Origin of the sequence: Bradyrhizobium sp. ORS 86, assembly GCF_045571475.1 — a bacterium.
Lineage (GTDB): Bacteria > Pseudomonadota > Alphaproteobacteria > Rhizobiales > Xanthobacteraceae > Bradyrhizobium.
This window is the reverse complement of record NZ_CP120699.1, coordinates 7578628-7599193: the sequence shown is the minus strand read 5'-3', so window position 1 is coordinate 7599193 and position 20566 is coordinate 7578628. Positions and strand designations below refer to the sequence as shown.

Genomic DNA, 20566 nt, shown 5'->3' with positions numbered 1-20566 from the left:
GTGCAATCGGTGAAAACGTTCCCGGGTTTCGCTTCGCTGCATCCGGGCTACGGAATTATCGCTTCGGCAGTTTTGCCTGCAGCGCATAGAGCGCCTCCAGCGCCTCACGCGGCGACATCTCGTCGGGATGCAGCGCTTTCACGGCCTCGACCAGCAGATCGGCCTCGCTCGGCGGCACGTCCTCGGCGGCGGCGCGGGAAGGGACGGCGAACAGCGGCAGGTCGTCGACCAGCGCGCGCGCGGTCTGGCCGCGGTCCTGGGCTTCCAGCTTTGCCAGCACCGATTTGGCGCGTGCGATCACGGCAGGCGGCAGGCCCGCGAGCTTCGCGACCTGGATGCCGTAGGAGCGATCGGCCGAGCCCGGCAGCACCTCGTGCAGGAAAACGACGTCGCCCTGCCATTCCTTCACCCGCACCGTGGCATTGAACATCCGCGGCAGCTTGGCCGAGAGCGCGGTCAGCTCGTGATAGTGCGTCGCGAACAGCGTGCGGCAGCGATTGCTCTCATGCAGATGCTCGATCGCGGCCCAGGCGATCGAGAGCCCGTCGAAGGTCGCCGTGCCACGGCCGATCTCGTCGAGGATCACCAGCGACCGCTCGCTGGCCTGGTTGAGGATCACGGCCGTCTCGACCATCTCGACCATGAAGGTCGAGCGGCCGCGCGCCAGATCGTCGGCGGCGCCGACGCGCGAGAACAGGCGGTCGACGATGCCGACCCGCGCCCGCGACGCCGGCACGAAGCTTCCGATCTGCGCGAGCAGCGCGATCAGCGCGTTCTGGCGCAGAAAGGTCGATTTGCCCGCCATGTTCGGGCCAGTGATCAGCCAGAGCTGGCCGGCCCCCACCCTACCCTCCCCCGCTTGCGGGGGAGGGTAGGGTGGGGGTACGGGAGACAGATCGCAGGCGTTGGCGATGAACGGCTGGCCGTCGCGCTTCAGCGCCTGCTCGACCACCGGATGCCGGCCGCCTTCGATCGCGAAGCCGAGCGAGCCGTCGACCTCCGGCCGCACGTAGTTGTCGTCGATCGCGAGCTTGGCGAGCGCTGTCGCGACGTCGAGCATCGCAAAGGCATGCGCGGCGTTGCGTAGATCGTCGCTGGCGGCGAGCGCCATCGCGCTCAGCCGCTCGAAGATTTCCAGCTCGAGATTGAGCGCGCGCTCGCCGGCGTTGGCGATCTTGGCCTCGGTCTCGCCGAGCTCCGACGTGGTGAAGCGGACCTGTCCGGCCAGGGTCTGGCGATGGATGAAGGTGGCGTTGAGTGGCGGCGCCAGCAGCTTGTCGCCGTGCTGTGCGGTGACCTCGACGAAATAGCCGAGCACATTGTTGTGCCGGATCTTCAGCGTCTTGATGCCGGTGTCCTCGGCATAGCGCGCCTGCATCGCGGCGACCACGAGGCGCGAGGCGTCGCGCAAATTCCGGCTTTCGTCGAGCGCGGCCTCATAGCCCTCGCGGACAAAGCCGCCATCGCGCTTGATCAGCGGCAGTTGTTCGCTCAAGGCGCGAGAAAATTCCTGCGCGAGATCACGCGATGGCCGGCGCAGCGCGGCCATCACGGCCACGATCTCGGCCGGCGGATTGTCCGTCAGCGCGAGCAGCTCGAGGGCCTGGTCGGCGGCCAGGATGCCGTCGCGCAAGCTTGCCAGATCGCGCGGGCCGCCGCGGCCGACCGAGAGCCGCGCCAGTGCCCGCGACATGTCGGGCGCCGCACGCAGCACGGTTCTGATGTCTTCGCGCGCGGCACTGTCGGTAACGAAGGCCGAGACCGCATCGAGCCGCCGCGCGATCACGGCAACGTCAGTCAGCGGCGCAGCAAGGCGCTGCGCCAGGAGCCGTGAGCCCGCCGCGGTCACCGTGCAGTCGATCGCATCGAGCAGCGAGCCGCGGCGCTCGCCGGCAAGCGTGCGCGTCAGCTCGAGATTGGCGCGGGTGGCGGGATCGATCGCCATCGTGGTGCCGGCCGCCTCGCGCGCCGGCGGCGACAACGGCGGACGTTTTCCGACCTGGGTGCGGTCGATATAAGTGACGGCGGCGGCCGCGGCAGTCGCCTCCAGCCGCGACATCGCCGAGAGGCCGTCCATGGTCGCGACCGCGAAATAGTCGCATAGCCGCCGCTCGGCAGTGGCGCTGTCGAACACATCGCGGGTCAGCGGCGTCACTGACGGCAACTCACGCAGCGTGGGCGCAAGCTCGGCGTCGCCATAGAGCGCGTCGGTGACGATCACTTCGTTTGGATTGATGCGCACCAGCGTCGCCGCGAGCTCCGCAGTCGAGCACTCCGTCACCATGAATTCGGAGGTCGAGATGTCGATCCAGGCAAGCCCGAGCCGATCTGCGCCCGCCGAGCCGCGCGCGCGGGCGATCGCCAGCAGGTAGTTGTTGGTGCGGGCGTCGAGCAGCGTGTCTTCGGTCAGCGTGCCCGGCGTCACCAGCCGCACCACGCCACGGCGGACCACGCTCTTGTTGCCGCGGGCTTTCGCCTCCGCGGGATTTTCCGTCTGCTCGCACACCGCGACTCTGTGCCCGGCGCCGATCAGGCGGTGCAGATAATCCTCGGAGCGCTCGACCGGTACGCCGCACATCGGGATGTCCATGCCCTGATGCTTGCCGCGCTTGGTCAGCACGATGCCGAGCGCCTTCGAGGCGATCTCGGCATCCTCGAAGAACAGCTCGTAGAAATCGCCCATCCGGTAGAACAGCAACAGCCCGGGATGGGCGGCCTTGATCTCGAGGTATTGTTCCATCATCGGCGTGACGCGCGACGGCGCCTCGGCGGGGGTGGAGTCAGGCGGGACCGGGATGGACTGTTGAATTGTCATGAGGCGCGGAAACTACAAAATTTCGCCGTGCGGTCCTATCCGAGAGGACCGGGTTTTCCACCTTCTCCACGACCTCGGATACGGCAAGGCATCACAGCAATGCGCTGATGCCACGCAGCCGCGTCAATTGACCTGTGGCGGGCACACTCCTAAAACTCCGCTCAAGTTCCAGCCTATCCAGCGCCTAAGCCACGGCATTCAGGGAGAGATTCAATGCGTGATGTGTTCATTTGCGATGCCGTCCGGACTCCGATCGGCCGCTTTGGCGGTTCGCTCGCCAAGGTGCGCGCCGACGATCTCGCCGCGGCCCCGATCAAGGCGCTGATGGCGAAGCATCCGAACCTCGACTGGAGTCAGGTCGACGAAGTCTTTTTCGGCTGCGCCAACCAGGCCGGCGAGGATAACCGCAACGTCGCGCGGATGGCGCTGCTGCTCGCCGGTATCCCTGAGTCGGTTCCCGGCCAGACCTTGAACCGCCTTTGCGCCTCCGGTCTCGATGCGGTCGGCGCCGCGGGTCGCGCGATCCGCGCCGGCGAGATCGATTTCGCGATCGCGGGCGGCGTCGAATCGATGACGCGCGCGCCGTTCGTGATGGGCAAGGCGGCGGAAGCGTTCTCGCGCTCAGCCGACATCTACGACACCACGATCGGCTGGCGCTTTATCAATCCCCTGATGAAGGCGCAGTACGGCGTCGATGCGATGCCGGAGACCGGCGAGAATGTCGCGGAGGAGTTCCAGGTCTCGCGTGCCGATCAGGATGCGTTCGCGATCCGCTCGCAGCAGCGTGCGGGCGCGGCGATCGCGTCGGGCTATTTCGCCGAGGAGATCATCCCGATCCAGGCGCCCGGCGGCAAGGCAGGCCCCATCACAGTCGACAAGGATGAGCACCCGCGCCCTGAAACCACGCTCGAAGGCCTCGCCAAGCTTAAGCCGATCGTGCGCAATCCGGGTACGGTCACCGCGGGCAACGCATCCGGCGTCAATGACGGCGCGGCCGCCATGATCCTCGCCTCCGAGGCCGCTGTGAAGAAGCACGGCCTGACGCCGCGCGCGAAGATTCTCGGGCTCGCGTCGGCCGCGGTGCCGCCGCGCATCATGGGCATCGGCCCGGTGCCGGCGACCAAGAAGCTGGTCGAGCGGCTCGGCATCAAGGTGTCGGATTTCGACTTGATCGAGCTCAACGAAGCCTTCGCTTCGCAGGGCATCGCCTGTCTGCGTCAGCTCGGCGTCAAGGAGGATGCCGATTTCGTCAATCCGCATGGCGGCGCGATTGCGCTCGGCCATCCGCTCGGCATGAGCGGCGCGCGCCTGGCGCTCACCGCCGTGCACGGCATGGAGAAGCGGGGCGGGAAGCTTGCCTTGGCAACTATGTGCGTCGGCGTCGGCCAGGGCGTTGCGGTGGCGATCGAAAAGATCAATTAAACCAATAGCTTGGAAGGACTTAAAACAAACCTTCCCCGAATTGGTTATGTCCTATAATGATCTTCGGCAGGGCTCGCGGCAGGCGGGCCCACGGAGGACTTCGCCATGACCCTTCACTATCCGCTGCAGTCGCTTGCAGCGCATCCGGCGCGGCTGTCGCCCGCCTATCGGTCCACGGTCAAGCGCGCGCCGACGAAGCCGTTGATCCCGATGCGGCACACGCTCTCCGAGCTGACGGGTCCGGTCTATGGTCATGAGACCGTGCGCGAGCACGACAACGATCTCACCATCCAGGCAAAGGGCGAGCCGCTCGGCGAACGCATCATCGTGCACGGCTACGTGCTCGACGAGGACGGCCGCGGCGTGCCGAACACGCTGGTCGAGCTGTGGCAGGCCAATGCCTGCGGCCGCTACATCCATGTCGTCGACCAGCATCCGGCGCCGCTGGATCCGAATTTTACCGGCGCCGGCCGCACCCAGAGCGATGCCAAGGGCTATTACAAGTTCATCACCATCAAGCCCGGCGCTTATCCGTGGGGCAATCACCACAACGCCTGGCGGCCCGCGCACATCCACTTCTCGGTGTTCGGCCATTCGTTCGTCTCGCGGCTGGTCACGCAGATGTATTTCCCCGGCGATCCGCTGTTTCCGTTCGATCCGATCTTCAACTCGGTCGCGGACGAGAAGGCGCGGGCGCGGATGATCTCGTCCTTCGATCTCGAGAACACCAAGCCGGAATGGGCGCTCTGCTACCGCTTCGATATCGTGCTGCGCGGGCAGAGCGCCACGCCGATGGAGACCAGGTAAGTGTCGAACCCGCGTCCTGATGGAATCACGCCGTCGCAAACCGTCGGCCCCTATTTCAAGTACGGCCTGACGCCGAACGGCGAGTATGCGTGGAACGACGCCTTCAGCAACAATCTGCTGACACCTGATGTCTCCGGCGAGCGCATCCGTATCGAGGGCAAGGTCTATGATGGCGACGGCGCCGTGATCCCGGACTGCATGCTGGAGATCTGGCAGGCCGATGCGCAAGGGCGCTTCTCCGATCCGCAGGACAGGCGCGCACTGCCGAACTCGTCCTTCAAGGGTTTTGGCCGCTGCGGCACCGACACGAGCGGCGGCTACGCCTTCGACACCATCAAGCCGGGTGTGGTGCCGGATCCCGATGGCAAGCCGCAGGCGCCGCACATCCTGCTCGCGGTCTACGCGCGCGGCATGCTCTTGCATCTCTACACGCGGATCTATTTCGACGATGAAGCCGGCAACGCCGGCGATCCCGTGCTCGCGCTGGTGCCGGAAGATCGCCGCGCCACCTTGATCGCCAAGCGCAAGGCGGGCGCGGGCCATGTCTATACGCTCGACGTCTATCTCCAGGGCGACAACGAAACGGTCTTCTTCGACGTCTGACACGGAGGGTGGGGATGCCGCGCGACCGCTTCCTCACGGGTCTGATTGGATATCCGATCACGCATTCGGCCGCGCCCGCGATGCATGAGCAGGCCGCGACGGCGCTCGGCGTTCGCTGCCACTACCAGCTCATCGAGGTTAAGGGCGCCGGCCGTGACGATCTTCGCGCGATGCTCGACGGCGTCAGGCGGCTCGGCTTCGCCGGCGTCAACGTCACCTTTCCCTACAAGGAAGCGATCGTCGATCTCCTGGATGAGCTGACGCCGGATGCCCGCGCGATCGGCGCGGTCAACACCGTCGCTGTCGATGGCAACCGTCTGATCGGCCACAACACCGACGCCACGGGTTTTGCGCGCGCGATCGCACCGTTGCTCACGGCCGCGCCGCGCGGCGCGATCGCCTTGATCGGCGCAGGTGGCGTCGGCAAGGCGATCGCCTTCGCGCTCGCCGGCCTTGGCGCCGGCGAGATCAGGATCTTCGACGCCAATACCGACAAGGCTGCACAGCTTGCCGGCCAGGTGCAGGGCGGCGTCGCGGTTCGCAGCGTCGCCGCCGCGGTCGACGGCGCTGCCGGGCTGATCAATGCGACGCCGGTCGGCATGCTGCCGAGCCATGACACGCCGGTGCCGGATGCGCTACTGCATCCGGCGATGTGGGTTGCCGACGCCGTCTACACCCCGCTATGGACGCCGCTGCTATCCGCGGCGAAGGCCAAAGGCGCCGCGGTGCTGACCGGCCGTGACCTTGCGATCAACGCCGCGGCGGATGCGTTCGCGCTGTTCACGGGGATGACGCCACCGGCGCACGTCATGGCAAATGCATTCGACGCCGTGATGGCGGCGCGCTACGCTTCGCCGGCGTGACGCACAGAGGCATTGCCCATGGCGAAAATCAGGATCGGTCTGGCCGGCTGCGGCTTCGCGTCGGAGCTGCACATGGTGGCTTATCGGCGCGTCTACGGCGTCGACGTCGAGGTGACGGCGGTCGCGGCGCGCGGCGATCATGTCGTCGAATTCGCCCGCAAGCACCAGATCCCGACCACCTATCGCAGCTTCGCCGAACTCGTGGCTGATCGCGAGCTCGACGTCATCGACATCTGCACGCCGCCCAATCTGCATGCCACGATGATCGTGGTGGCGATGGAGAGCGGCAAGCATGTGATCTGCGAGAAGCCGTTCAGCGGCTATTTCGGCCGGGAAGGCGATCAGCAGCCGATCGGCAAATATGTGCCGAAGGCGCTGATGTACCAGCGCGTGATGGAGGAGATGGAGGCAACCCGCGCCGCGATCGAGCGAACCGGAAAACTCTTCATGTATGCCGAGGACTGGATCTACGCGCCCGCCGTGACCAAGACCGCGGAGATCATCCGCGCGACCGGCGACAAGATCCTGTTCATGAAGGGCGAGGAGAGCCATTCCGGCTCGCACGCCGCACATGCCGCGCAATGGGCGATGACCGGCGGCGGCTCGCTGATCCGCATGGGCTGCCATCCGCTGTCGGCGGTGCTCTATCTCAAGCAGGTCGAAGCGCGTGCGCGCGGCGAGACGATCACGGTTGCGAGCGTGACCTGCGACGTCGGCAATGTCACCACCGGCCTCAAGCCGGAGGAGCGCGCCTTCATCAAGGCCAATCCGGTCGATGTCGAGGACTGGGGCACGCTGACCTTGACCTTCTCCGACGGCACCAAGGCGACGGTGTTCTCCGGCGACATGATCATGGGCGGCGTGCGCAACCTGATCGAGACCTACACCTCCGGCGGCTCATTGTTCGCCAACATCACGCCGAACACGCATCTGGTGAGCTACCAGACCTCCGAGCAGAAGCTCGCCGGCGTCTACATCACCGAGAAGGTCGACCGCAAAACCGGCTGGCAATATGTCTGCCTCGAGGAGGAATGGACCCGCGGCTATTTGCAGGAGATCCAGGACTTCATGGAATGCGTCGCCACCGGCCGCCAGCCGCTCGCCGACCTCGCGTTGGCCTACGAGACCACGAAGGTGAACTACGCCGGCTATTGGGCCGCGGATGAGGGGCGGCGGGTGGTGTTGTGAGGGGCGCCGGGACTGCGCTCCCTCTCCCGCTCGCGGGGAGGGCCGGGGTGGGGGTGTCTCCGCTTGCGGCGCTCCCCAAGGGGAAAGAGCCCCCACCCGCATCGCATCTATGATGCGATGCGACCTCCCCCGCAAGCGGGAGAGGTGAAGCTAGATCGCTGAGGCACAACCCTACGCCGCGTAGACCGAGCCCTTCGGCAGCGGGAACACCGGGTCCTGCGTCCTGATGTTGGTCGGCCACACCACCGAGATGTGCTCGCCGGCGTTCTGCATCACGACCGGCGTCGAGCGTTCGTTCTGGCCGGCCATCGGCGTGCCTGGCGGATAGAATTTTACGCCGTAGCCCTGGATGGTGCCGCCGGGTGGGATGTCGACGTCGAGCGCGGCCTTGCGGATCGCCTCCGGATCGAAGCCGCCATACTTCTCCTTGGCGACGGGCAGCACATTGTTGAGCAGGATCCAGGTCTGGTTGAAGCCCATCGAGCAGTGCGGCGGCACCTCGGTCGCGTTGGTCTTCTCCTTGAAGTGCGCCACCATGATCTTGGTGAGATCGCCGACCCCCGGCGCGAGCTTTGTGGGATCGAGCAGTTGCGCCGGCACCGGATCGATGTTGCAGAAATTGTCGATGTCGGCGCCGAAGGTGGCGCGCAGCTTGTCGAGCTGGCTGTAGCCGGCGCCCGCGCCGAACAGCATCTTGAACTTCAGCCCACTCTCGCGCGCCTGGCGCAGGAACAGGGTGATGTCGGGGTTGTAGCCGGCATGCGAGATCACGTCGGCCCTGGCGCGCTTCAGCTTGGTCACCAGCACGGAGAGATCGGGCGCTGCGGCCGAATAGCCTTCCTTGAGCACGATTTGCAGCCCGGCCTGCTTGGCGAACGCCTCGTCGGCGGCGGCGACGCCGACGCCATAGGGGCCATCCTCGTGGATCAGCGCGACCTTGACGTCCTTCGGCTCCACCCCGAGCTTGGCCTTGGTGTGCTCGGCGAGGAAGCCCGCAAAGGCCTGGCCGTACTGGTCGGAATGGATCTGCGCGCGGAAGACATATTGCAGATTCTTGTCCTTGAACACTGCGGTCGACACCGCTGTCGTGATCCAGAGGATCTTCTTGTGCTGCTCGACCTTGGCGGCGAGCGGCACCGCATGCGCGCTGGAGAACACGCCCAGGATGATGTCGAGCTTCTCCTGGTTGATCAGCCGCTCGACCTCGTTGATGGCGACGTCGGCCTTGCTCTGCGAATCGACCTTGACGGTAGCGACCTTGTACTTGCCGCCGATGCCGCCCCGCTCGTTGCACAGCTCGATCGCGATGTCGGTGCCGACTGAGGAGGCGACCGAACCTCCCGCCGCGAACGGTCCGGTCATGTCATAGACCGAGCCGATGCGCACCGTTTCCGCCTGCGCCTGTGCGCGGGTCCAATCGAAGCTGAAGGCAGCGGCGGCAGCCGCAGACGTCTTCAGCAGCGTCCTGCGTGAAGTCGGCATCGCATCCTCCCCATTGAACCGCCATTTTTGATGGGTTTTTCTGCTTTTTTGCGAAGTATTGGGAGAAGGGGCCTGAAAGTCAATCTATGCGCAAGTCGTAGCTGGGCGTTGATGAGGCTTACGCCTTGCCGCCCTGCCCTGGCGCCGGCGCTGGAATTGACGACGGACTCCGCGCCCCGCCAGTCTCCGAGGATGCTGCCGCATCGCAACTGCCGGATGCGGTCGGATCGCAGACCGATACCCTGATGTTGGCGGTCACCATGCCGCGCTCGTCGATGAAGACGAGGTTCGTCGTGCCGGGATTCAATGCCTCGATAATGACCGACCGATCGCCGACGGTGTGAACGTCGACGATACGGAAATCACCGAGCATCACAGTTGCGAAGGTTTTGTCCAGCACGAGCCTTGATGCCGTGCCCGGCTGGAGCACGAGACCTTCGGCCCGCGCGCCGGAGACCGCGGCGAACAGCAAGATGGCCAGGACGGTTGCGCGAAGACCCGTGATCATCGCAACGCCTTTGCGGCTGGTTTGCCTCGGAAGGGTAAGGCGCTTCAGGCACGGCGCAAATGAAGTGGCCCACACTTCGTGAGGATCTCATTGGTTCCATGACTGCGTGCGGCCGCCGCGGCACACGACCAATCGGCTTTCTACAGCGAATGAGCAAAATAGTAGTCCGCCGCTCGACGCTTGCCGAGGGCAATGGCGGATTACGCCTTACGGCTGATCTGGCCTCGTTATTGAAATCGTTTTTTTAGGAGGAGCGGTGGGCTTGCTAAGCTGTCATCGCCCGGCTCGACCGGGCGATCCAGTATTCCAGAGACAGTTGTGATTGAACCGATAAGCCGCGGCGTACTGGATCGCCCGCCTTCGCGGGCGATGACACCGAAAAGGACGTCTGGCCGTGCGACCGGGGCGCGGACGACGGCTACTACTCCATCACCGCCGCATGATCCGGCGGCCCGGACTGGTTACGCAGCGTGGTCTTGGTCGAGCTGATCAGGATCGCCAGCGGCAGCGAGACCAGGATGAAAATCATCATGAGCTGGTAATCATGCGCGAAGGCGATGATCTGCGCCTGCAGCTTGACCATCACGTCGGCCAGCGCGCGTCCGGTGTCGGTGTTCAGGTTGAGCTTGCCCGCGACGTCGGGCATCTGCAGCGCATGGTTGAACGGGTTGATGTGCTCCGACAGGATCGCATAGGTGCGGCGGGTGCCCTGGGTCAGCTCGGCGGTGACCAGCGAGATGCCGATCGAGCTCGCCATGTTGCGCACGAGCGTCAGCATCGCGGTGCCGTCAGTGCGCAAATGGGCGGGCAGCGTCAGGAACGAGGCGGTGGACAGTGGCACAAAGACCAGGCCGAAACCGAAGCCCTGCATGATGTTCCAGGTCACGATCTCGGGCACGCCGGTCTGGTCGGTCCAGCCGCTCATGTAGAACAGCGTGATCACGATCAGCGCGAGGCCGGCGATGATCAGCGTACGCGCCTCGATATAGGCCATCAGGCGCCCGACCATCATCATCGCAACCAGGGTGCCGGCGCCGCGGGTCGCCAGCAGCAGACCGGCGGTGATGATCGGATAGCCGATCACGTTCTGCAGGTAGGGCGAGGCCAGCGCCATGGTCGAATAGAGCGACAGCGAGATCACGATCATGAAGATGCTGCCGGTGACGAAGTTCTTGTCCTTGTACAGCGCGAACTGCACGAAGGGGCTCGATGTCGTCAGCGAATGCGCGAAGAAATAGTAGAAGCCGACGCCGGAGATGATGAACTCGGCGATGATCTCGTTGGATTCGAACCAATCGAGCTGCTCGCCGCGGTCGAGCGCGAGTTGCAACGCGCCGACGCCGACCGCGAGCGCGATGAAGCCGAACCAGTCGAACCGGCGCGTGCGGTCCTGCTTGGTCTCGTCCATGAAGATGATCTGGCCGAGCACCGTCAGCAGTCCGAACGGCAGGTTGACGAAGAACACCCAGTGCCAGGAATAGGTTTCGGTGAGCCAGGCGCCGAGCGAAGGGCCCATGATCGGGCCCAGCATCACCCCCATGCCCCAGATCGCCATCGCGGTGGCGCGTTCCTGCAACGAGTAGGAGTCGAGCATCACCGCCTGCGACAGCGGCACCAGCGCCGCGCCGAACACGCCCTGCAACAGGCGGAACAGCACCATCTGGTTGATATCCTGCGCGAGCCCGCACAGCACCGAGGCGATGGTGAAGCCGGCCGAGCAGATGATGAAGATGCGCTTGCGCCCGAAGCGGTTGGCGATCCATCCGACCGGCGCGGTCATGATCGCGGCCGCGACGATATAGGAGGTCAGCACCCAGTTGATCTGGTCCTGCGAGGCCGACAGCGAGCCCTGCATGTAGGGCAGCGCGACATTGGCGATGGTGGTGTCCAGCGCTTGCATGATCGTCGCCGTCATGGCGCATACCGTCACCATGTTCCGGCGCAGGCCGGGGACGGCGGATGGCAACGGCTCGGTCATTCAGTTCAGTCCTGTTGGTCCTGAGCGTGGGAGATCATCTCGGCCGCGCACGGGCGGCGGTCGCAATCAGGTATCGCGGCTGTCGTCCCCGCGAATGCGGGGACCCAGTATTCCAGAGGCCACGCCGTGAACCGCAAGGCCGCGGCGTACTGGATCGCCCGGTCGAGCCGGGCGATGACAGCGGCGTGTATGGCGCTCATAGATCGACATCGTATCGTCAATCTTGGTCTTGGTGCGCGGACGCCGGCGCGAGGCCGAGCAGGCCGGCCAGCGTGCGGCGATGGTTGGTGTCGATCGTGGCGTAGACGCTCATGCCCGCCTTCAGCTTTTTGACGAACGGATCGTCCTTGTCGAAGTAGATGCGCACCGGCACGCGCTGCACCACCTTGACGAAGTTGCCGGTGGCATTCTGCGGCGGCAGGATCGCGAACTGCGCGCCGGTGCCGGGCGACAGCGAGCCGACCGTGCCCTTGAACACGTGGTTGGGGAAGGCGTCGACGTCGAGCGTAACCGGCTGGCCCACCGCGACATAGGTGAAGTCGCTCTCCTTCGGGTTGGCGTCGACCCAGGGATGGTCGACGTCGATCACGGAAAACACGGGCGAGCCCGCCGCGACGAAGCGGCCGAGCTGGATCTGGTCAACCTGGGTCGCGACGCCGTCCATCGGCGCGCGCAGCACGGTGTGGTCGAGGTTGCGCTGCGCGTCGTCGAGCTTGGCCTTGGCCGCGGCGTAGGGCGGGAACTGCTCGATCGGAAGGTCGACATTGCCGAGTAGCTGCGTCTTGGCGTTGGAGATCTGCTGCCTGATATATTGCGCGAGGCTTTCGGCGGTGACTTGCGCGTTCGCCGCGTTGTCGAGGTCGAGCTGCGAGCCGAAATTCTGCTTGGCGAGCGTCGATTTGCGCTCGACGTCGCGCTTCTTCAATTCGATGCTCTGCTGCGCGAATTCGAGCATCTTGGTGTTGATCTTGATGTTGTCGACCAGGTTGTCATAGGTCGTCTTGGTCTGGTCGAGCGCCGCCTTGGCCTGATCGACGGCGAGGCGGAACGGCACCGGGTCGATCTCGAACAGCTCGTCGCCCTTCTTGACGTGCTGGCCTTCCTTCACGACGATCTTGTCGATCTTGCCGGAGATTTCCGGCGTGATCAGCACCTTCTGCGCGCCGACATAGGCGTCGTCGGTGCCGACATAGCGGCCGCCGTTGAGATAGAACACGACGCCGCCGATCACAGCGACGATCGGCAGTACCACGAGCAGCAGCGTGCGGCGGCGGCGCCGCAGGCGGCTCATCAGGCTGCGCCGCGGCTTGCCGGAGCTCTGCCCTGATGGCGACAATCCCGGATTGCTCTTCTGCTCGGGCGCCAGTTTGAGGACGGTTTCAGCCATAGCGCTGTTCCTTTCGGGAGGAGTCGCTGGCTGGGCTTTGGATGGCATTGCGAACGTTTTCCTTGATCGATTCGAGTTGGCTGAGCATGCGATGCGCATCGGTGGGATTGATGCCCTCGAGCGCGGTCGCAGTGAGTTCGGAACGGAGGCCGGCGAGCTTGCCAAGCAGAGGGTGCGCGGCCTTCTTCAGATAAAGGCGGTTGACGCGGCGGTCGTTTTCGTCGCCGCGGCGCTCGATCCAGCCATTGTCGCACAGCTTGTCGATCAGCCGCGTCAATGTGATCGGCTGGATATCGAGCTGTTCGGCGAGCTCGGTCTGCTTGAGCCCCTCGTTGCGTTCCACCTTGGTCAGGACGGCCCATTGCGCGCGGGTGATGCCGTAGCGCGCGGCCTCCTTGTCGGCGTAGACGCGGATCAGCCGGAACACTTCGCCGAGCGTAAAAAGGAAATTGGTCTCCACGGACCCGGGCATGCTCCTGCCTCCATAAGCTTGGGATATAATAAGCTTGCTTATTAATTCTGCATGCGGGGTTAACGGGGAGCTGCCCCGCATTGCGCACATGGCTCGGGCGCGGGACGCCCGGCGCGGGCTTGGGGACCCGGGACAAAGAATGTTACATTTCGTCAGAAATGAGCTTGGCCAAGCCGACATTCCCTGCGCCCGATCACGATCACGGCCGTTGCGCCGCTGACGCGATGACCCATGCCGAGCAGGTTTGCGCTCGCCGAGAGCAGAAATTCACCCCGATCCGCCGTCAGGTGCTGGGCGCGCTGCTGTCCAGCCATCGCCCGCTCGGCGCCTATGAGGTGATCGACGAACTCGCCAAGTCGATGCCGCGGCCGGCGCCGATCACCGTCTACCGTGCGCTCGACTTTCTGATGGAGAACGGCCTCGTCCACCGTATCGAGAGCCGCAACGCCTTCCTCGCCTGCGCCCACGACCACGACGAGACCTCGATGGTGGCGTTCCTGATTTGCGAGCATTGCGGCTCGGTCGGCGAAATCCCGGCAGCTCCGGTCGCGCAAAGCCTCACCGCCGCGGCGCGGGCCTCCGGCTTCATCCCGAAACTTTCCGTCGTCGAGATCGCCGGCACCTGCGCGCATTGCCGGAAAGCGTGATGATCGCGTTGTCCAAAGCCATTGCCGCGAAACTGCTGCACCCCCTCTCCCGCTTGCGGGGGAGGGTTGGGGTGGGGGCTCTCTCCACGAGTCATGCCGCGGAGAGAGCCCCCACCCGCCGCGCTCCGCGCGTCGACCTCCCCCGCAAGCGGGAGAGGTAAGCGATCCCAACAAGCCAAATCAACAACACGGCAGCAAGCCGGCCCGCGAGGAAACGTGTCGACGCAAGCGATCACCAGCAACGCCGCAAGACCTGTCACCGCCGGGCACGGGTTGCCGCCCGGCGCCATCGCGATCATGCTGATGCTGTGCGTGAGCTGGGGCTTCAATCAGCTCGCGGTCAAGCTCGCGCTGCCCGACGTGCCGCCGATGTTGCAGGCGATGATCCGCTCCGCCGGCGCGTTGCCGGTGATGCTGATCGTCGGCTGGATGCGCGGCGTGAAATTCTTCGAGCGGGACGGCACGCTGCTTCCCGGCCTTGTCGCCGGGCTGATGTTCGGCGTCGAATTCGTGCTGATCTTCACCGGGCTGGTGTTCACCTCGGCCTCGCGTGCCTCGGTGTTCCTCTACACCGCGCCATTCTTCGTCGCGCTCGGCTCGCATCAGTTCCTCGGCGAGCGGCTCAGCCCCGTGCAGTGGAGCGGCCTGGCACTGAGCTTTGCCGGCGTCGCGCTCGCGATCGGCGTGCCGCAGCCCAACGTCGACGCCAAGGTGCTGCTCGGCGACCTCCTGGTGGTCGGCGGCGGCGTGCTGTGGGCGGCGACCACGCTGGTCGCCAAGGGCACCAACTTGCGCAAGGCCGCGCCGGAAAAGGCGCTCGGCTATCAGGCGGCGGTGTCGGTCCCAATCCTCGCGCTCGCCTCCTGGATCTCCGGCGAGCGCATCACGCAGATGCCGAGCGCGCTGTCGATCTCGCTGCTCGCCTATCAGGCGATCTGGGTGGTGGGCTGCACCTTCGTGATCTGGTTTGCGATGGTGAAGACCTATTCGGCGAGCAAGCTGTCGGCCTTCACCTTCATCACGCCGCTGTTCGGCGTGGTCGCGGCCTATTTTATCATGCACGACACGCTGACCGCCGTGTTCGGCGTCGCCGCGCTGCTGGTGATCGCCGGGCTCTATCTCGTCAACAAGCCCGATCCGAAGGTGACGCCAGATCCGAACGTGCCGGCGTGACCCGTCATGCCCGCGCATGCGGGCATCCAGTACGCCGCGGCCTCTCAGATCAAGCACTGGCGTCTCTGGAATACTGGGTCACCCGCCTTCGCGGGTGACGACACCGGATGGGTCCCTGCGAATGGCGGCCACGAACCGCACTGATCAAACCCTACCCCGTCTCGATCGGCAGCTCATCGTCTTTGGCCCACTCCCCCATCGAGCCGTCATAGAGCGTGAGGTTGTGGTAGCCGAGCCGATGCAGTTGCAAGAGGTCGACGGTTGCGGAGATGCCGCCGCCGCAATAGGCGATGACGCGCTTGTCCCTGGTGATGCCCTGGGCTGCGAACACAGCCTCGGCGTCCTCCAAGGACACAAAGGTCTTGCTCTTGGGATCGACCAGCGTTGCCGCCGGCACGCTGACGCTGCCGGGGATGCGGCCGGGCCGGCCATAGCGGCTCGACTCCAGTCCCTTGAAGAATTGTGGGCCGAGCGCGTTGACGATCACGGTGTTGCGGTCGGCGGTCGCGGCCAGCACGTCGTGCTTGCCGACGAACAAATCGGGCTTCGGCCGCGCCGTAAAGGTCGCGGGCGGATAGCCGCCAGCGAGCCCGGTCTCGATGTCGCGTCCTTCCGCGGTCCATTTGTCGATGCCGCCGTCGAGCACCGAGGCGCGCTCGAAACCCAGCGCGCGCAGCATCCACCAGAAGCGGGTCGCCCACATCGCGGTGCCGATGGAATACAGCACCACATGGCTCGTGGCCGAGATGCCGTGGCGGCCGAACGCGGCCTCGAGCTGAGTGACCGGCGGCATCATGAAGCGCAGCGCGGTCTGGGCATCGGAGAACTCGGCCTGCAAATCGAGGAAATTCGCGCCCGGGATATGCCCGGCCTCGAAGGTCTGCCGGCCCGAGACCACGATATAGGGCACGCCGCTGCCGGCCGGCGCCGGCTCCAGATAGGCGGTGCAGTCGAACAGGCGCAGCTCGGGCCGGGTCAGGATGTCGGCGAGTTCCGCCGTGGTGATCAGCTCGCTGTGGTCGGCCATGTCACGTCCTCCCGCATGTCTTAACGGGATGCTAAGATGCGCCGGATCACATGAAAAGCCGCGACTTCGCCCTTTGATTCACCCCAATCCGGTCCAATATAGCGGGGCATGCACGTTGCCGTCGCATGGCTTGAATTCGGCCTCGATCGACGGCATAAGCTATTGAATTCACTCCGAAACACGATCGTATGGCCTGCTTCGCGCAGGGCTCATCGCTCCCTTGGTGAATGTCACCAAAACCTGATATTCGAGACGCCATGAACAAGCCCGAGATTTTGCCGCAAGACGACGTCGCAGGCCCGCAAGCCCGGCATCAAACCACCCAGGTCATGGTCGGCAACGTCGCCGTCGGCGGCGGCGCGCCGATCGTCGTGCAGTCGATGACCAACACCGACACCGCCGACGTCGAGGGTACCATCGCCCAGGTCGCAGCGCTCAGCCGCGCCGGCTCCGAAATGGTCCGCATCACCGTCGATCGCGAGGAGGCCGCAGCCGCCGTTCCGCATATCCGCGACGGCTTGCGCAAGCGCGGCATCACCACGCCCTTGATCGGCGACTTCCACTATATCGGCCACAAGCTGCTCGCCGAATATCCGGCCTGCGCCGAGGCGCTCGACAAGTACCGCATCAATCCGGGCAATGTCGGCTTCAAGAACAAGCGCGACACCCAGTTCGCCGACATCATCGAGATCGCCAACAAGAACAACAAGCCGGTGCGCATCGGCGCCAATTGGGGCTCGCTCGACCAGGAGCTGCTCACCAGGCTGATGGACGAGAACACGGCGTCGCCAAATCCGCGCGATGCCCGCGCGGTGACCCGCGAGGCGATGGTGCAGTCGGCACTGTTGTCGGCCGCCCGCGCCCAAGAGCTCGGCATGCCCAAGAACAAGATGATCCTGTCGGCCAAGGTGTCCGCCGTGCAGGATCTGATCGCGGTCTATCAGGAACTGGCGCGCCGCTCCGACTATGCGATCCATCTTGGCCTCACCGAGGCCGGCATGGGCTCGAAGGGCATCGTGGCGTCGTCGGCTGCGCTCGGCATCCTGTTGCAGCAGGGCATCGGCGACACCATCCGCATCTCGCTGACGCCGGAGCCCGGCGGCGATCGCACGCTGGAAGTGCAGGTCGCGCAGGAATTGCTGCAGACCATGGGCTTCCGCACCTTCGTGCCGCTGGTTGCGGCCTGCCCGGGCTGCGGCCGCACCACCTCGACCACGTTCCAGGAGCTGGCGCGCTCGATCCAGGATTTCATCCGCGACGAGATGCCGACCTGGAAGACCAAGTATCCCGGCGTCGAGCAGCTCAACGTCGCTGTCATGGGCTGCATCGTCAACGGCCCCGGCGAATCCAAGCACGCCAATATCGGCATCTCGTTGCCCGGCACCGGCGAAGCGCCGGCTGCGCCTGTCTTCGTCGACGGCAAGAAGTTCCGCACCCTGCGCGGCCCGACCATCGCCGCCGAGTTCAAGGCGCTGGTGATCGACTACATCGACCAGCGTTACGGCAACGGCGCCAAGCTGCCGGAGACGGCGGGCGTCGCGGAGTAGCTTTACTCGGCACGTAACCCAATCGTCGTCCCGGCGAAAGGACCGTAGCCCGGATGGAGCGCCAGCGAAATCCGGGACAATCCTGCCATGCACGAGGTGCTCCCCGGATTGCGCTTCGCTCCATCCGGGCTACGATGTTTCGTAATCAAGAAACATTGGGAGAGCGCCCATGAGCTCACTGTCCGGCAAGCAGGGCCCGCGCTACCGGCACGTCGCGGACGAATCCGAGCCCTATGAGACCATCGGCGTCGAGAAGCTGACGCCGATCATCGGCGCGGAAATCTCCGGCGTCGATATCGGCAAGCTTGTCGATGGCGACGCGCGCTCCAACCGGCAGATGGACGAGATCCATCGTGCGCTCGCCGAAAACCTCGTCATCTTCTTCCGCGACCAGCACATCACCCCGGCCCAGCATCTCGCCTTCGGCCGCAAGTTCGGCGAGCTGCACGTGCATCCGGCCGCGCCCAATGAAGGCGATCCGGCGCTGATGAGGATCTATGCCGACAAGGATTCACCGCGCGCCAATGGTGAGGGCTGGCACACCGACGTGTCGTGCGATCTCGAGCCGCCGATGGGCTCGATCCTCTACATCAAGCAGTGCCCGCCGCGCGGCGGCGATACGCTGTTCGCCAACATGTACGCCGCTTATGAGGCGCTGTCGGACCGCATGAAGGCCTATCTCGACGGGCTGACCGCGCTGCATGACGGCGAGCAGACCTATCGCGGGCTCTACGCCAATTACGGCGTTGCCGACAAGCAGAGCTATCCGCGCGCCGAGCATCCGGTGGTCCGCACCCATCCCGTGACCGGGAAGAAGGCGCTCTACGTCAATCGCGGCTTCACCCGGTTCATCGTCGGCATCCCGCGTGACGAGAGCGACGCTGTTCTGGCCTATCTCTATCAGCACGCGGAGAACCCGCTATTCCAGTGCCGCTTCCGCTGGACCGAGAACGCGATCGCATTCTGGGACAATCGCTGCGCCCAGCACCGCGCGATGTGGGATTACTGGCCGCACACCCGCGCAGGCACGCGCGTCACCGTGAAGGGAGAGCGGCCGGTGTGAGGGTTCGCGTAGGATGGGTAGAGCGAAGCGAAACCCATCATCTAACTGCGCGGGTGCAAGTGATGGGTATCGCTTCGCTCCACCCATCCTACGATTCGAAACGAAAAATAAATCCGGGAGATCGCCCATGCTTCGCGCCGAAGACAACAAGTTCCTCACCGAGTCAGGTGCAGGAACGGGGATGGGCGAATTGCTGCGCCGGTTCTGGATTCCGGTGCTGCTGTCGGAAGAGCTGCCGGAGCCGGATAGCGATCCGAAGAAGATCACGGTGCTCGGCGAGGACTTGCTCGCCTTCCGCGACAGCCGCGGCGTGGTCGGCGTGATCGATCAGTACTGCCCGCATCGCGGCGCCAATCTCTGGCTCGGCCGCAATGAGGAATGCGGCATCCGCTGTGTCTATCACGGCTGGAAGTTCGATACCGACGGCGCTTGCGTCGACATGCCGACGTCATATCCGGACCTCAATGCCAAGGACCTGATCCGCATCAAGTCGTACCCGGTGCGCGAATGGGGCGACATGATCTGGGCCTATATGGGCCCGGCCGATCAGGTGCCGGAATTGCCGGCGCTGGAGATGGCGCTGCTGCCGCGGTCACACCGCTTCGTCACCAAGAAGTGGCAGGACTGCAACTGGGTGCAGGCGCTGGAAGGATCGATCGACACCGCGCACTTCACCTTCGCGCATCTCTCCTTCGAGAAGGAGGAGAACGAGATCCTCGACATCAAGCGGCATTTCGTGAATCCGCTGACGCGCGTTGCGACCGATCACATGCGCTGGATCGCCGAGGACCCGCGCCCGGTGATCAAGATCAATCCGCATGAGGCCGGCCTCACCGTCGCCGGCGGGCGGCTCACCGGCAGCGACAACATCTACTGGCGCATCGCCCAGTTCCTGATGCCGATCCATTCCTACGCACCGAGTTCGATGCCGGGCGAGAACATGTTCGGCCAGAGCTTCGTGCCGGTCACCGACACCAATTGCTGGATCTACACTTACGCATGGAATCCGCATCGCCCGCTGACCGAGGCGGAGCGCGAGGGTTACCGCAACGGCAACGGCGTGATGGCGGTGGTCGACGAGAACTACGTGCCGCTGCGCAACAAGTCGAACGACTATCTGATCGACCGCAAGCTGCAGCGGACCAAGAGCTACACGGGGATCAAGGGTGTCTCCGAGCAGGACGCCGCGGTGCAGGACAGCCAGGGGCCGATCGCCGACCGGACGCGCGAGCATCTCGGGCCGACCGATCTCGGCATCATGCACTTCCGCAAGCTGGTGATGGATGCCGCCCGCGCGTTGCAGCAGGGCGACGCGCCGCCGCACGTCAAGCGCCAGGACCGCTACACCGTGCGCTCCGGCGCCTGCGTCACCAGCAAGACCAAGGATCTCACCGCGGTGATGATCGAACGCTTCGGCGATCCCGCAGGCTTCGTCGGCGGCCCCGGACAGAACGCGGCCGCGGAATGATCCTTGCTGTCGTCCCTGCGAAAGCAGGGACCTATAACCACAGTTGGAAACTGCTGGAATAGGCCGTGGCCACAACCTGTTCCAACAACGTCGATCCGTGGTTGTGGGTCCCGGCT

At 65.0% G+C, this 20566-nt stretch carries 17 protein-coding genes; 10 read left to right on the top strand and 7 right to left on the bottom strand.

Annotated elements, in window-relative coordinates; translation table 11 throughout:
* Positions 1 to 55: 55 nt before the first annotated feature.
* The gene (gene mutS, locus P6U25_RS35120) at positions 56 to 2815 is read right to left on the bottom strand and encodes a DNA mismatch repair protein MutS (protein ID WP_407149309.1); all 2760 of its coding nucleotides are present in this window, start codon (positions 2813 to 2815) and stop codon (positions 56 to 58) included.
* A 213-nt stretch (positions 2816 to 3028) separates the two neighbouring features.
* Here mutS and pcaF point away from each other — a divergent pair, with 213 nt between their 5' ends.
* The 5 genes from pcaF (at position 3029) to P6U25_RS35095 (ending at position 7698) form a co-directional block, all read left to right on the top strand.
* Entirely contained in the window at positions 3029 to 4237 is a 1209-nt protein-coding gene (gene pcaF, locus P6U25_RS35115) for a 3-oxoadipyl-CoA thiolase (RefSeq protein WP_407149308.1), read from the top strand.
* Positions 4238 to 4342: 105 nt separating this feature from the next.
* A complete protein-coding gene (pcaH, locus tag P6U25_RS35110; protein WP_407149307.1) occupies positions 4343 to 5044 on the top strand; it encodes a protocatechuate 3,4-dioxygenase subunit beta in 702 nt (233 codons plus the stop codon).
* On the top strand, positions 5045 to 5647 hold the full coding sequence (gene pcaG / locus P6U25_RS35105) for a protocatechuate 3,4-dioxygenase subunit alpha (protein WP_407149306.1): 603 nt from the start codon (positions 5045 to 5047) through the stop codon (positions 5645 to 5647).
* Between the two features lie 14 nt (positions 5648 to 5661).
* Positions 5662 to 6510, top strand: a complete 849-nt coding sequence (locus P6U25_RS35100) for a shikimate dehydrogenase (RefSeq protein WP_407149305.1) — start codon at positions 5662 to 5664, stop codon at positions 6508 to 6510.
* An 18-nt stretch (positions 6511 to 6528) separates the two neighbouring features.
* Positions 6529 to 7698 (top strand): Gfo/Idh/MocA family protein, encoded by a 1170-nt coding sequence (locus P6U25_RS35095; protein WP_407149304.1) that lies wholly within the window; start codon positions 6529 to 6531, stop codon positions 7696 to 7698.
* A gap of 171 nt (positions 7699 to 7869) precedes the next feature.
* Here the strand turns inward: P6U25_RS35095 and P6U25_RS35090 are convergent, their stop codons facing one another.
* The 5 genes from P6U25_RS35090 to P6U25_RS35070 form a co-directional block, all read right to left on the bottom strand.
* Positions 7870 to 9180 (bottom strand): ABC transporter substrate-binding protein, encoded by a 1311-nt coding sequence (locus P6U25_RS35090; RefSeq protein WP_407149303.1) that lies wholly within the window; start codon positions 9178 to 9180, stop codon positions 7870 to 7872.
* A 118-nt stretch (positions 9181 to 9298) separates the two neighbouring features.
* On the bottom strand, positions 9299 to 9688 hold the full coding sequence (locus P6U25_RS35085) for a pilus assembly protein N-terminal domain-containing protein (RefSeq protein WP_407149302.1): 390 nt from the start codon (positions 9686 to 9688) through the stop codon (positions 9299 to 9301).
* Between the two features lie 421 nt (positions 9689 to 10109).
* Positions 10110 to 11666, bottom strand: a complete 1557-nt coding sequence (locus tag P6U25_RS35080) for an MDR family MFS transporter (RefSeq protein WP_407149301.1) — start codon at positions 11664 to 11666, stop codon at positions 10110 to 10112.
* Between the two features lie 217 nt (positions 11667 to 11883).
* On the bottom strand, positions 11884 to 13053 hold the full coding sequence (locus P6U25_RS35075) for an HlyD family secretion protein (RefSeq protein ID WP_407149300.1): 1170 nt from the start codon (positions 13051 to 13053) through the stop codon (positions 11884 to 11886).
* Positions 13046 to 13525 carry a MarR family winged helix-turn-helix transcriptional regulator gene (locus P6U25_RS35070; RefSeq protein ID WP_407149299.1) on the bottom strand — a complete coding sequence of 160 codons (480 nt, stop codon included), beginning with the start codon at positions 13523 to 13525 and terminating at the stop codon, positions 13046 to 13048. The genes P6U25_RS35075 and P6U25_RS35070 overlap by 8 nt, the downstream gene beginning before the upstream one ends.
* A 158-nt stretch (positions 13526 to 13683) precedes the next feature.
* On the opposite strand from P6U25_RS35070, the gene P6U25_RS35065 reads away from it, so the two are divergent.
* Both P6U25_RS35065 and P6U25_RS35060 read left to right on the top strand, forming a co-directional pair.
* A complete protein-coding gene (locus P6U25_RS35065) occupies positions 13684 to 14172 on the top strand; it encodes a Fur family transcriptional regulator (RefSeq protein WP_407149298.1) in 489 nt (162 codons plus the stop codon).
* A 216-nt stretch (positions 14173 to 14388) separates the two neighbouring features.
* Entirely contained in the window at positions 14389 to 15345 is a 957-nt protein-coding gene (locus tag P6U25_RS35060; protein ID WP_407149297.1) for a DMT family transporter, read from the top strand.
* 151 nt (positions 15346 to 15496) lie between these two features.
* On the opposite strand, the gene P6U25_RS35055 is transcribed toward P6U25_RS35060, so the two are convergent.
* A complete protein-coding gene (locus P6U25_RS35055; protein ID WP_407149296.1) occupies positions 15497 to 16372 on the bottom strand; it encodes a sulfurtransferase in 876 nt (291 codons plus the stop codon).
* A gap of 257 nt (positions 16373 to 16629) precedes the next feature.
* Between P6U25_RS35055 and ispG the strand changes: the two genes are divergently transcribed.
* The 3 genes from ispG to P6U25_RS35040 all read left to right on the top strand — a co-directional run bounded on the left by ispG (position 16630) and on the right by P6U25_RS35040 (position 20450).
* A complete protein-coding gene (gene ispG / locus P6U25_RS35050) occupies positions 16630 to 17919 on the top strand; it encodes a flavodoxin-dependent (E)-4-hydroxy-3-methylbut-2-enyl-diphosphate synthase (RefSeq protein ID WP_407149295.1) in 1290 nt (429 codons plus the stop codon).
* A gap of 169 nt (positions 17920 to 18088) precedes the next feature.
* On the top strand, positions 18089 to 18982 hold the full coding sequence (locus tag P6U25_RS35045) for a TauD/TfdA dioxygenase family protein (RefSeq protein ID WP_407149294.1): 894 nt from the start codon (positions 18089 to 18091) through the stop codon (positions 18980 to 18982).
* 127 nt (positions 18983 to 19109) lie between these two features.
* A complete protein-coding gene (locus tag P6U25_RS35040) occupies positions 19110 to 20450 on the top strand; it encodes a Rieske 2Fe-2S domain-containing protein (RefSeq protein WP_407149293.1) in 1341 nt (446 codons plus the stop codon).
* Positions 20451 to 20566 lie beyond the last annotated feature (116 nt).